Below are 12,590 nucleotides of genomic sequence, written 5' to 3'. Positions count from 1 at the left end.
GGCCCACCCCGGGCGGGGTGGGGCAGTTCCTGCGCTCGCGACTACACGAGGTCGGACTCCCGCGGCGCGGGATCGGGAACGGCGTGCGGGAAGATCTCGGATTCCATCGCGTCGTAGCCTTCGGCCTGCGGGTCGCCGTGCAGCCCTCCTGAGAGCGCGTACTCCTCCTCGGGGGCGAGCACGAGGTTCTTGCGGCCGACCGTGGCGAACAGCACCAGGCCGACGGCGTACACGATCAGCATGATCACGATCGCCGACCAGAGCGCGGGATTCAGGATCTCGCCCACGAAGATCGCGAGCCCGATGATCCCGGCGATGTACGCCCCGGCGACTCCCCACGGCGACTTGTAGGGGCGCTTCGCGTTCGGGAACTTCCGGCGCAGGATCAGGAACGACACCATCTGCAGCATGTACGACACGACAGCGCCCCAGACGGCGATGTTCAGCACGAGCCCGCCGCCGGCGCCCGGCGTCGACCTCTCGGCGGCGAACAGCGCGATCAGGCCGATCGCGGAGGCTACGGCGATCGCGATCACCGGAGTCTGGCGCTTGCCCGTGACCGACAGGCCGCGCGGGTAGTAGCCGGCCCGCGAGAGCGAGTACATGTTGCGGCCGGCGGCGAACATGATGCCCTGGAGGCTGGCCAGCAGGCCGACGAGGGCGAACGCGCTCAGGACGGCCGCTATCTTGTCGTTGGGAATGATCGCGCGGAAGCCGTCGAGCAGGGGCTCGAGGCTGGCGCCGGCCGCGGTCCCGCCGATCACGGCGGGGTTCAGCACGAGCACGATCGCGCCGCAGCCGATCAGCGTGGCGAGGCCCCACACGCTGGCCTTCGGGATGTCCTTCGTCGGGTTGTGCGCCTCCTCGGCCGACAGCGGGAGCTCCTCGATGCCGAGGAACAGCCAGACGCCGAACGGCAGGGCGAAGAAGATCGGCAGGATCCCGTGCGGCAGGAAAGCCGTCTGGCCCGCGTCCGGCTTCACGTCGAACAGGCTGCCGAAGTCCAGCTTCCCTGAGAAGACGGCCATGACCGCGAACGTCACGAGCACGCCGATCGAGATCAGCGCCACCACGAGCGCGAACCGGAACGAGACGCTCGACCCCAGCGAGTTCAGGCCGATGAACACGGCGTACAGGATGATCCACCACACCCAGATCGGCAGGCTCGCCCCGGTCAGGTCGGTCAGGATCGGGTCGGCGTACCCGGCCGAGAAGTACACGACCGCGGCCGTCGTGAGGACGTACTCGAGCGTCTCCGCGAGCCCCGTCACGAATCCGCCCCACGGACCCATCGAGGCGCGGGCGAACGAGTACGCGCCGCCCGTGTGCGGCATCGCGGCGCTCATCTCGCCGATCGAGAAGATCATGCCGAAGAACATCACGACCACGACGGCGGACGCGATCAGGAGGCCGCCCCAGCCGGCGCTCGTGATGCCTGCGTTCCAGCCGGAGAAGTCTCCTGAGATGACGGCCGCGATGCCGATGCCCCAGATCCCCCAGAATCCGGCCGTGCGGCGCAGCTGCCGCTTCTCGAAGTAGTTCGGGTCGGCGGACGTGTACGTCACGCCGTTCGTGGAGCCGGTTCCGGTCGACATCAGAGGTCTCCTGTTCGCTGGCGGGTGGTGGATGGCCTCACTTTCGCGGTCGGCGGGCGGGCGCTTGTGACCGCCTCATAAATGGGCTGTAACGAGCGTGTTAAGCGGCCCCCGGTCGGGGGCTCGCGCCAAGCTGGCAATCCCCTATGATTTGCACGGTCTGAAAGTTGGGGGAGTCATGAGCAGGTACTCGAGAGCTCGTCTGGTCGCGCTCGTCACGGCGGGCGTCGTAGTGGCTGCCGGCGTGGGTGCGGGGTCGTCGGCCGTGGCCTCGACGAACGCCTCGACGCCGGGTGTCACCACGACCGCCGTCGGCAACTTCCCGAGCGGTGAGGCCGTGTCGCCGGACAACAAGTGGCTTTACGTCACATCGTCGAGCTACGGGACGGTCTCGGTGATCGACGTCCACACCAAGAAGCTTGTCGGGACTATCTCTGTACCGGGCGCGACCGACGTGGCTTTCTCGCGCACCGGACGGCATGCCTACGTGCTCGCGAGAGGCTACGTCCGCATCATCGACGCCGCGACCCGAAAGGTCACGGGGAGAGTTGCCGACCCGTCGGGCTCCGCCGAAGCGCGACTCGAGAGCAACGGCCGCTACCTGTTGCTGACTCGCGACTCCCATCCTGGCGCAGCGCTGTTCGACACTCTCACGAACATGGTGGCAGTCCTGCCCGACGGACCGACCGGCTTCGCGGAGCAGTACAGCGCCAGTGGAGCGACTTCGTACGGCCTCGACTTCAACTCGGTTGCCGATGCGACCACATTCGTCCGGTCCTCGACCTCCACCGGCGCCGTGCTGTCGCGATCGACGAGCTGGCCGTCCAAAATGTCACAGGAGGACCTCGCCGTGGCGTCCGACGGCTCCGTCGCCGCCGTGATCGAGCCCCTTCGGACTGGCGGCGTCAGCGACGACGACCGGGTCCTCGACATCATCGATGCTCATTCGGCGACAGTGCGTCGCACGGTGACGATTCCGGCGGCGAACAGCTTCCGCAATCTCGCCGTCACTCCGGACGGCTCCGCGGTGATCGTGCGCCTAGGCAGCGGCCTGACGGTCGTCGACGCAGCCACGGGCCATATTCGCGGCGAGATCGACCTTGCCGGTCCGACGTCAGCGTGGCACTACTCGCCCGACGGTCGATTCGTCTTCGTGGTCAGCGTCGGACCGGCCACCAACGGAGGATCGGTCGATCAGATCGCCCTTGCCACCGCATCGGTCGTCCGCCACATCAAGGTCGGCAACGATCCGCTCTTCGCGCTGCCGAGCGTGACTGGAAAAACGGTCTACGTCCCCAATTACAGGGACGGCACTGTGTCCCAGGTGTCGATGACCACGACGGGATTCCATGCGACCCTCAGGCAGGACTGGGGATCCGACCGCTACGGGAGCGCCGTCGTCGAGTCGCGGTTGACAAACTCGACGGACCGTTCGGCGACCTACATCACGTCCGACGCTGACCCCGCTCTCATGCTCGGTCTTGCCGCCGTCTCCGGGCGCTCGCGGAGCAACCAGTTCCTGGTCATCCCCCGGACTGGCCCTTCTGCTGCTGCGATCGCCGAGATCGGCCGAGTCGACCGGACCTGGATTTACGTCGTCGGTGACGAGAGCATCGTCTCGGCGTCGGCGTTCGCGACCCTTCGAAACAAGTTCGGCAACGGGGTGCGACGCATCGCGGGTTCTGACGCCACCGCGACCCTGCTCGACGTCGAGGCCACTCCCGAGACATCGTCCGGCCAGATTGCCACTACGGTCTACGTGGCCGACCGCGACAGCTACGCGGCCGCGCTCGCCGGACCGTCGGCCGCTGCGACCAGCGGGGCTGACTTCGTGCTCGTCGACGGTTCCGCATCGTCGTTGCCCGCGTCGGTCACGTCCTATCTGACGTCCGCCGGACGCTTCCCGGACCCCCTGGCCTTTGTCGTCCTCGGCAACGAGACGACAGTCTCTTCCGGAATCGCTTCCCAGCTCGCCGGTCTCGGGACTGTGAAGCGGTACGGCGGATCCGATCGCTACGCCATCGCCGCCGCACTCAATGCCGACCACGACAGCGCGCCAGCGTCCGTAGTCGCTGTGAATGGGGGTGACGTCGTCGACGCGGCGATGGGGGCGACTCGCGCTCGCGGACTCGGCGGAACTGTCGATCTCGTCCATTCCGACTGCGTCCCAGCTGAGGTCGTACACCGCTGGACGGCGGGCCCCGCTGTCAGCCTGACCCTCCTCGGAAGTCCGAGCCAGCTCGGCTTGGGCGTCGTCGCGGCCAGGGCGTGCCCGTGATGCGTTCGGCGCGGATCGCAGCAGCCGAGTACAGGAAAGTTGGCCGTCGAGTCGCAGGCACCGCCGTGGTGGTGGCCGGTCTAGTCGTCGGCGGGATCGGCGTGGGGACGTCGGCGTCGGCCGTAGTTCCTGCCCTTTCTCCTTCATCGGCCGCCGCTTCGTCGGGTGTGCACGCGAAGACGGAGGTGCTGGCGTACCTGGCCGGTGACGAGCCGGGCGTCGTGATCAGCACGCCGTCGACCGGGTCGACAAGGACGATCCTCGCGGGGCAGACCGTGCTCGACCCCGCGATCTCGCCGGACGCGTCGCAGCTGGCCTACACGGCGCCCACGCCGGAGGGACCCGCGGGGCTGTTCGTCGAGCCGATCGACGAGTCGTCCACACCGGTCCTCCTCGTGACGCTTGCGGCCGCCGACTCCGTGGCGCATCCCAAGTGGTCCCCTGACGGATCGAAGATGGTCTACACGCGGATCGAGGCGGACGCCTCGCGAACGGAAGTCGTGGTCGATGCCGCGACCGGCGCTCAGCTCTTTGCAACCGCCGACGCGGGTACCGACGCCGTCCTGGTCGGCGACAACGCCCGACTCGTCAGCTCGGTGGGGGGCCAGCTGAGGTTCACGCTGCTCTCTGACGGCTCCACCCATCCGGAGTATGTCGACGGTTCGAAGCCTCGAATCGGCCCAGACGGTTCGTCCTTCTCGTATCTGATCACCAACAACGCCATGTGGATCGGTCGTTACAGGGATGACAGCGGGCCCGAGCATCCGGGCATCTCCGACGACGAAGTCGCGGGGGCCAGCGGCGTGGCGGGCGCGAACGAAGCGGACGCGTCGTGGTCGGCCGACGGTTCCGTCTTCTACGAGATCGTCGATGTCGTCAAGTCAGATCCGTCGAAGGGGAGGGGGATCGTCGAGGTCCAGGTGGGCGCGAAACGAACGATCCGCGTTGCGGCAGCGTCTGGAAGTGACCCGTCCGAGCTGAGTGCCGGCGCGACCATGCGTTCGTCGACGGCGACGGGCGACCTCTTCACGCCGGTGACGGCGGCCAGGATCCTCGACACGCGCACTGCGGTCGGCGGGCATAAGGGACGTGTCGGAGCGGGGAGAAGCGTGGTCCTTGCCGTGCGCGGACACGTCGGAATTCCCGCCGATGCCACCGCGGTCACAGTGCAGGTGACGATCGTCACGCCGACGGCCTCGACGACCGTCTCGGTGACGCCCGGGTTGCAGGGCGCCGACACTCATGCCGGTGCGCGCTCCTCGAAGGCGGCGAACACCACAACGGAGCAGACGGTGGCGCTCGACTCCAGCGGGAATATCCGCCTCACGAACGTACTGGGCACGACCGACCTCGTCGTAGACGTCGAGGGGTACTTCGCGTCCTCCCACGGGTACGGATTCACACCGGTGACCGAGGACAAGGACACGGCACGCGTCGGCTATTCCGCGGTCGTGAAGGGCACCCCGGGAAGCTTCATCCCCTTCTCGCTGACACCGCCTTATTCCGACCTTCCGTCATTCGGCACGTCGACCATCGTTGCAGCGCAGGTCACAGTAATGATGGAGTCGCCGAAGGCGACGACGCGGCTAGGTATCTCGACGCGCTTACCATCTGCGTCGCATCCGGGGACCGCGACGACGATCCTGTCGACGCGGCCCGGAATCAGGACCTCCAACACTTTCATTGTCCCGGTGACGGACTCGGCGCGCCGATTCTGGATCTACGACTCCACGGATTCGTCGGGTGTCAGCGTTCAGGTTGACGGAATCTTCTCCGCGGATGGGACGCTCGGCTATATCCCGACCGCCCGCACACGCGTCGTCGACACGCGATCGAGTTCGGGTCTGATCTCGGGGGGCGATCGCTCCATCGCCTTTTCCGTAGCCGACCGGCTCGGGATCCCCGACCGCGCGCGCGTCGTCATCGCAGACATCTCGGGTGTCACGCCTGCTGTGGCGAGTGGCTACGAGGTCGGTCCGGCGTTCAGTGCCGGGCTTTACGGCGCACCCCTGACTCATGCGTTGTCCGTGCCGAAGGGGGCGACGGCGACTCGCGACATCACGATCGAGCTCGGAGCTGACGGTGGAATCTCGTATCGAGCGGAAAAGACGGCCGCTGGGGGCGCCCTGGTCGCCGACGTGCTCGGCTACTACGCGGAGTAGCGGGCACGCTTCGCAAAATCAAGGAGATTCGGGCGGCTGGCGACAGGTTCATGCCGATCCGCGGCCGTCGGCGGCGACATTCTCCTTGAAATCAGACGAGTTGGCGGTGCCGACGACAGAGAAACGCCTGGCGGCCACCGACGCATGCGGATCGGGACGGGTGGCGCGGAGAATCTCCGTCGCTAGGCCCCGACGGTCGACTCGCGGATCACGAGCGTCGGCTCGATCACGGCGGACGCGGGCTCGCGCCCCGCGATCAGGTCGAGCAGCGCGCGCCCGGCCAGGCGGCCCACGTCTTCGAGGCGGAGGTTGACGGTGGTGAGCGGCGGGCGGCTGGCGAGCGCCATCACGTTCCAGTCGTCGTAGCCGGTGACGGCGACGTCCTGAGGCACCGACTTGCCGAGCTCGCGCAGCCGGTCGCAGACGCCGCGGGCGACCTGGTCGCTGCCGCACGCGATGGCGTCGACGTCGGGATTCTGCCGCAGCAGCAGGTCGACGGCCTGGCGCCCCCAGCGCTCCGACCACTCGCCGAAGAGGGGCGGCGCGACGAGGTTCGGGCCGAGCAGGGCGGCGGCGGCCCCGGCGCGCAGGGTCGAGGCCGCATGGCGCGACGGCCCGGAGACGTAGGCGACTCGGCGGCGGCCGATCGTGAGCAGGTGCTCGGCGAGGATCTCGGCGCCGCGCGCATCATCGACCGCGACCGACACGTCGTCCGGAGACAGCGACGGGGTGAACGCGTAGACCACGGGGATGTCGACCTCGATGCGCGGGCGCGGGTCGGACGACCGGCCCGTCACGATGATGCCGTCGACTCGACGCGACGAGAGAGACCGGAGGTAGTGCTGCTCGCGCACGGAGTCGTCGCGGGTGTCGCACATCAGGACGGCCATCTGCCCGGCGCTCAGGACGTCCTCGGCACCGAGCATGACCGGGATCGAGAACCGGCCGAACGAGTCGGTGGTGATCATGCCGACGGTGTAGCTGCGTCCTGACGAGAGCGCCCGGCCGCGGGCGTCCATGACGAAGCCCAGCTTCTGCGCCGCCTCGCGGACGCGCAGCCGGGTCTCCTCGCGCAGCTGGCCGGTGTCGTTCAGCGCCTTCGAGGCGGTGCCGATCGAGACCCCGGCGAGGGCTGCGACGTCGGTGATGCGCACGATCGTCTCGCCGGCCACGGCAACCGCCTTTCCTGAAAACCGCGCAGGAACTCGAGGTGGTCCCTTTCCACAGGTCATCATAGGCACGGACTTATCCACAGTTTGCATCCGGGCCTTGTGTGGATGCCATGCGCGCCGTACGGTGATCTCAGAAAACGTATTCCGCCGCACGCTTGCAAAGGAGCAGCATGACAACCACGGCCACCCTCGGCACTCCGCGTCGAGCCCAGCCCGTCCAGCCGACCGATTCCGCGACCGCGGCGCTCCGTCCCCTCGACGCGGGCGCCGCCCACATCACCTCCGGGTTCTGGTCGCTGCGACAGGAGCGCAACGGCGCTGCCGCCATCCGCGAGGCCTACGACCTCCTCGAGAAGGCCGGCAACTTCTCGAACCTCCGCATCGCCGCCGGGCTCGAGTCCGGCGAGGCACGCGGCCCGATCTTCATGGACAGCGACATCTACAAGTGGCTGGAGGCGGTGGCGTTCGAGTACGGCCGCAACCCGTCCGACGACCTCCTCGAGATGCAGCGCGAGGTGACCGCGCTGGTCGCTCAGGCTCAGGCCGACGACGGCTACCTCGACTCCGTCCAGCAGATCCAGGGCGGGGTCGCTGGGCGCTACACCGACCTCCCGTGGAGCCACGAGATGTACTGCGCCGGCCACCTGTTCCAGGCGGCTGTCGCGCAGGTCCGCGCCACCGGCGACACCGGCCTGCTCGACGTCGCGGTGAAGCTCGCCGATCACCTCGACGCGACCTTCGGCCCCGACAAGCGCCTCGACGTCGACGGCCACCCCGTCGTCGAGATGGCGCTCGTCGAGCTCTACCGGGTGACCGGAGAGCGCCGTTACCTCGACCTCGCCGCCCACTTCGTCGAGGCCCGCGGTCGGGGCTACACCGCCGAGCGCGGCAAAGAGGCCACCTACTTCTCCGACCGGCTCCCCGTCCGCGAGGCCGTGACCGTCGAGGGCCACGCCGTGCGCGCCGTCTACCTCGGTGCCGGCGCGACCGACGTCGCCCTCGAGACCGGCGACGCCGAGCTCCTCGCCGCCCTCGAGACCCAGTTCGCCTCCATGATGTCGTCGAAGGCGTTCATCACCGGCGGGCTCGGCGCCCGCTGGGACTGGGAGGCCTTCGGCGACCCCTACGAGCTGCCCACCGACCGCGGCTACGCCGAGTCGTGCGCCGCGATCGGCGGCGTCCAGTGGGCCTGGCGACTGCTGCTCGCGACCGGCAAGCCCGTCTACGCCGACGCGATCGAGCGGTTCCTCTACAACGCGTTCCTCCCCGGTGTCTCGCTCGCAGGCACCGAGTACTTCTACGTGAACCCGCTCCAGCAGCGCGCCGACGCCCATGCCGACGAGAACCGCTCGCCGGCTCACGGCCGCCGCGGCTGGTTCGACTGCGCGTGCTGCCCGCCGAACATCATGCGCACCTTCGCCAGCCTCGACGCGTACCTCGCGACGACCACCGGCGGCGGCCTGCAGCTGCACCAGTTCGCCTCGGGCGACTTCGCGTTCGACAACGGAGCGGTGCGCGTCACGACCGACTACCCGTGGTCGGGCTCGATCGGCGTCGAGATCACCGAGACGACCGGCAGCTGGGCGCTCGAGGTGCGGGTGCCCGCGTGGTCGGACGACACGAAGGTCACCGTCGGCGGCGAGCCCGTCGCCGCACCCGCGGGCGAGTACGTGCGCATCGAGCGCGAGTTCTCCGTCGGCGATGTCGTGCAGGTCGAGCTCGACCTGACCCCGCACCTCTACGCCGCCGACGCCCGCGTCGACGCGGCCCGCGGCAGCGTCGCAGTGGAGCGCGGCCCGCTCGTCTACGCCGTGGAGCACGGCGACATCCCCGGGACGGCCGTCGACGACATCCTGCTCGACACCTCCGCGCCCATCGAGGCGACGAAGGTCGACGGCCTGCTCGACGGCGTCGTCACCCTCGCGCTGTCCGGGTCGACGCCGTCGACCCATGCCGAGACCGCCTGGCCCTACCGACGGGTCGACCACGGCGGCGCGGACGGTGTCGGCTACCCAGGTGCGAATGCAAACCGGCCACCAGAAGTTCCTGCGCCCGTGGCTTTCACCGCGATCCCGTACTACGCGTGGGCCAACCGCGAGATCGGCCCCATGCGCGTGTGGATCCCGACTCTCTAGTGCCATGACCGTCGACAGGAGAACGTTTCTGGCGGGGTCCGTTATCGGAGCAGCGTCGCTCGCACTCGCAGGATGTGCGGGCACGCTGCCTCGGATCGACTCCTCGGCAGCAGGCTTCACCAAGAAGGCCACCGGCACCATCAACGTGTGGTGCCGCTCCGCGACGCAGGCAGGCCTCGTCGCCCTCGTCGCCGACTTCAACAAGTCGCACGGCGACCTCAAGGTCGAGCTCACGCCCGTGCCCGACGGGCAGTACGTGACCAAGCTCGCCACCGCGATCCGAGGCGGCGAGCCGCCCGACGTCGTCGACATGGACGACATCAACTCGTCGCTGTTCATCTTCCGCGACGTGTTCGCCGATCTGACGAGCGTTGTCGAGGCGCTCCCGTACTACGACAAGCTCTCGACCGGGCACATGGGGCTGCTGAAGCACGACGGGAAGATCTTCGGGGTGCCGTACCTCGCCGACAACTCGATGCTGTTCTACAACAGCGAGCTGCTCCAGAAGGCAGACGTCGACCCGGCCTCCCTGTCGACGGGCTTTGACGGGCTCCTCGCCGCGGCGAAGAGCGTGCAGAAGCTCGGCGGCGACGTGTTCGGCTGGACCCTGTCGGGCAACGCCGCCGGCATCCTCGGGTTCACGGTGCAGCCGCACATCTGGGCGACCGGGAGCGACATGCAGAAGGGGCCGATCGGCAAGCAGCAGGGCAACATCGTCGGCAACGACGCCCTCGAGCAGACGCTGTCGTTCTACCGTCAGCTCTGGACCGACAAGCTCGTCTCCCGCAACGCCTACAGCGACGCCGGGCAGACGTGGGGCGCCGACTTCCGGGCCGGCACCGTCGGGCTCATGCCCGTGTCGTACGGCGCGATCGCGGCGTCGACCCCGGAGATGATGAAGAAGATCGGCGCCGTGCTCCTGCCCGGCCCCACGGGCGGCGCCGCCTTCTTCGACGGCGGCGACAACATGTGCATCCCGAACGGCGCCAAGAACGCGCCGGGCGGGTGGGAGTTCATGAAGTACGCCACCGCCACGAAGACGCAGTCGAACCTCCCGGCCGGCGGCTACTTCCCGATCCGCTCCGATGTGCTGACCCCCGAGTACGAGGCGAAGTACCCGCTGTCGGTGCTGCCGCTGAAGAACATCGACAAGGGCTACGCGCCGCAGACGCTGGCGTACAACCTGCTCTACAACCAGCCGTCGAGCCCGTTCTTCTCGATGTTCCGGGAGGCCGTTTTCGGCAGCGGCGTCACCCAGGCGATGAAGACCGGGCAGATCGCCTGGGATCGCATCCTCGACCAGGCCCAGGCCTGACCCACTCGCACAAGGAGGTGCAGAAGTGTCCACAACAACCGTCAGGCCGCCGCTCGCGTCTGATCGTCAGCCGGCGCCGCCGCGCAGACGCGCGTCGCTCACCCATCCGCCGCGCACCGGCTTCGCGCTCGTCACGCCAGCGATGCTCTTCGTCGTCGTCTTCGTGGTGGCGCCGCTGATCGTAGCGATCTACATCTCGCTGACCAACTGGCCGCTCATCGGCAGCTACCGCTTCAGCGGCCTGGAGAACTACTTCAAGCTCTTCCAAGACCCGGCGTTCGTGCAGTCGATCGGCTACACCCTGCTGTACACGGCGATCGTCACGGTGCCGATCCTCGCGGTCGGGTACTTCCTGGCCGTGCTGGTGCGGTCGAAGCGACGCGGGGCGACGCTGCTCCGCACGATCTTCTTCCTGCCGTTCGTCGTCGGGCTCTCGACGCTGAGCTTCATGCTCGTGCTCGAGGCGCAGCCGTCGTCGGGCCTGGTGAACGTGCTGCTGAAGCTGCTCCACATCACCGACGGCACCACGGCGTGGCTCGTCAACGGACCGCTCGCGACCGGCCTGATCTGCGTGTTCGTGGTGTGGGCCGTCTCGGGCCTGACGATGGTGCTCGTCATGAGCGCCATGCAGGGCATCCCCGACGAGATCTACGAGGCCGCGTCGCTCGAGGGGGCGAGCTGGTGGCAGCAGGAGCGCCTCATCACGATCCCTATCATCCGCAACACGCTCGCCCTGAGCGTCATCATCTCGGTCACCGGTTCGCTTCTCGCCTTCACGCAGTTCTACATCCTGACGCAGGGCGGCCCCGGAACCGAGACCCAGACCATCGTCGGCTACATCTACAACCGCGCGTTCGTGCAGCTCCAGCTGGGCGCGGCGACCGCCGAGGCCTTCGCGCTGATCATCGTGATCGGCCTCGTGACCGCGTTCCAGTTCTGGGCGCTGAGGGAGAAGGACGAATGACCGCACTCGCAGGCCGCGTCTCCGAGACGTCGCCGTCGACGGATCCGTCGCCACGCAGCCTGAAGCATCATCAGGGCACCGTCGACCACCCGCGCGACACCCGGGTCAAGCGCACGCTCTACGCCATTGCAGGAATCGGCTCGGCGCTCATCTTCGGCGTGCCGCTCCTGATCGCGATCATGCGGGCCTTCCAGCCGAACGCCGTCATCACGGCGGCTCCGACCTGGGCGACCTTCTGGAACTTCGGCTTCGAGAACTTCCAGGCCATCTTCAGCCCGTCGTCGCACCTGCTGACGGGCCTCGTGAACAGCCTGATCGTCGCCATCTCGACGGCCGTCATCACCGCGGTCGTCGCGACGATGGCCGGCTACGGGTTCTCCAAATTCCGGTTCCGCGGGTCGAAGGTCGTCTTCGGGCTCGTGCTGCTCACCATGATGGTGCCGTTCCAGGCCATCCTGACTCCGCTCTACCTGCAGCTGAACGCGATGCACCTGACGAACTCGCTTGCGGGCCTCGTGCTGTTCTACGTCACGGTCAACCTGCCGTTCGGCACCTTCGTGATGCGGAACGCCTTCGACGCCATCCCCGACGAGCTCGAAGACTCGGCGCTCGTCGACGGTGCGAGCCGCACCCGGGTCACCGTCACGGTGCTGCGGCCGCTGCTGCTGCCGGGAGCGGCCACCGCGGCCCTCTACGCTTTTCTGGCGGCGTGGACCGAGTTCCTGGGCGCCTTGACCTTCCTGACGAAGGACTCGCTCTACACCCTGCCGGTCGCCCTGCTCAATCTGCAGACGGGCACGTACGGCCAGGTCAACTACGGCACCCTCGTCGCCGGCTCCGTGATCGCGATGATCCCGTGCATAGCGCTCTACGTCGGTCTGCAGCGGTTCTACGTGGCGGGCCTGTCGTCGGGTGCGCTGAAGGGGTAGCGCTCCGGCGGGCGGTGAAGTGAGGGGTCGCTGGTTGTCG

General features: G+C 68.2%; 8 protein-coding genes. 6 read left to right on the top strand and 2 right to left on the bottom strand.

The window, feature by feature from the left end; translation table 11 throughout:
* Positions 1 to 41: 41 nt before the first annotated feature.
* A complete protein-coding gene (locus EDF46_RS06250) occupies positions 42 to 1,595 on the bottom strand; it encodes an amino acid permease (RefSeq protein WP_123505425.1) in 1,554 nt (517 codons plus the stop codon).
* A gap of 178 nt (positions 1,596 to 1,773) precedes the next feature.
* Between EDF46_RS06250 and EDF46_RS06245 the strand changes: the two genes are divergently transcribed.
* Both EDF46_RS06245 and EDF46_RS06240 read left to right on the top strand, forming a co-directional pair.
* On the top strand, positions 1,774 to 3,873 hold the full coding sequence (locus tag EDF46_RS06245) for a hypothetical protein (protein ID WP_123505424.1): 2,100 nt from the start codon (positions 1,774 to 1,776) through the stop codon (positions 3,871 to 3,873).
* Positions 3,874 to 4,040: 167 nt separating this feature from the next.
* Positions 4,041 to 6,035 (top strand): hypothetical protein, encoded by a 1,995-nt coding sequence (locus EDF46_RS06240; protein WP_123505423.1) that lies wholly within the window; start codon positions 4,041 to 4,043, stop codon positions 6,033 to 6,035.
* Between the two features lie 182 nt (positions 6,036 to 6,217).
* Here EDF46_RS06240 and EDF46_RS06235 read toward each other — a convergent pair whose 3' ends face one another.
* Positions 6,218 to 7,207 (bottom strand): LacI family DNA-binding transcriptional regulator, encoded by a 990-nt coding sequence (locus tag EDF46_RS06235; protein WP_233579903.1) that lies wholly within the window; start codon positions 7,205 to 7,207, stop codon positions 6,218 to 6,220.
* A gap of 170 nt (positions 7,208 to 7,377) precedes the next feature.
* Between EDF46_RS06235 and EDF46_RS06230 the strand changes: the two genes are divergently transcribed.
* The 4 genes from EDF46_RS06230 to EDF46_RS06215 are packed head-to-tail and all read left to right on the top strand — an operon-like array spanning position 7,378 to position 12,550.
* Entirely contained in the window at positions 7,378 to 9,342 is a 1,965-nt protein-coding gene (locus tag EDF46_RS06230; protein ID WP_123505422.1) for a glycoside hydrolase family 127 protein, read from the top strand.
* Between the two features lie 4 nt (positions 9,343 to 9,346).
* Entirely contained in the window at positions 9,347 to 10,657 is a 1,311-nt protein-coding gene (locus tag EDF46_RS06225) for a sugar ABC transporter substrate-binding protein (protein ID WP_123505421.1), read from the top strand.
* A 25-nt stretch (positions 10,658 to 10,682) separates the two neighbouring features.
* Positions 10,683 to 11,621, top strand: coding sequence for a carbohydrate ABC transporter permease (locus EDF46_RS06220; RefSeq protein WP_233579902.1), 939 nt, complete (start codon positions 10,683 to 10,685; stop codon positions 11,619 to 11,621).
* Positions 11,618 to 12,550 (top strand): carbohydrate ABC transporter permease, encoded by a 933-nt coding sequence (locus EDF46_RS06215; protein ID WP_123505419.1) that lies wholly within the window; start codon positions 11,618 to 11,620, stop codon positions 12,548 to 12,550. Before EDF46_RS06220 ends, EDF46_RS06215 begins: the two co-directional genes overlap by 4 nt.
* Positions 12,551 to 12,590: the final 40 nt, after the last annotated feature.

Origin of the sequence: Frondihabitans sp. PhB188, assembly GCF_003752365.1 — a bacterium.
In the GTDB taxonomy this organism is placed as follows: Bacteria; Actinomycetota; Actinomycetes; order Actinomycetales; family Microbacteriaceae; genus Frondihabitans.
This window is presented reverse-complemented; position numbering and strand designations above follow the sequence as displayed.

Excerpts from the sequence above, each read along its gene's own strand:
- EDF46_RS06225 (WP_123505421.1), top strand. The coding sequence starts at position 9,347 with ATGACCGTCGACAGGAGAACGTTTCTGGCGGGGTCCGTTATCGGAGCA.
- EDF46_RS06215 (WP_123505419.1), top strand. The coding sequence starts at position 11,618 with ATGACCGCACTCGCAGGCCGCGTCTCCGAGACGTCGCCGTCGACGGAT.
- EDF46_RS06230 (WP_123505422.1), top strand. The coding sequence starts at position 7,378 with ATGACAACCACGGCCACCCTCGGCACTCCGCGTCGAGCCCAGCCCGTC.
- EDF46_RS06250 (WP_123505425.1), bottom strand. The coding sequence starts at position 1,595 with ATGTCGACCGGAACCGGCTCCACGAACGGCGTGACGTACACGTCCGCC.
- EDF46_RS06245 (WP_123505424.1), top strand. The coding sequence starts at position 1,774 with ATGAGCAGGTACTCGAGAGCTCGTCTGGTCGCGCTCGTCACGGCGGGC.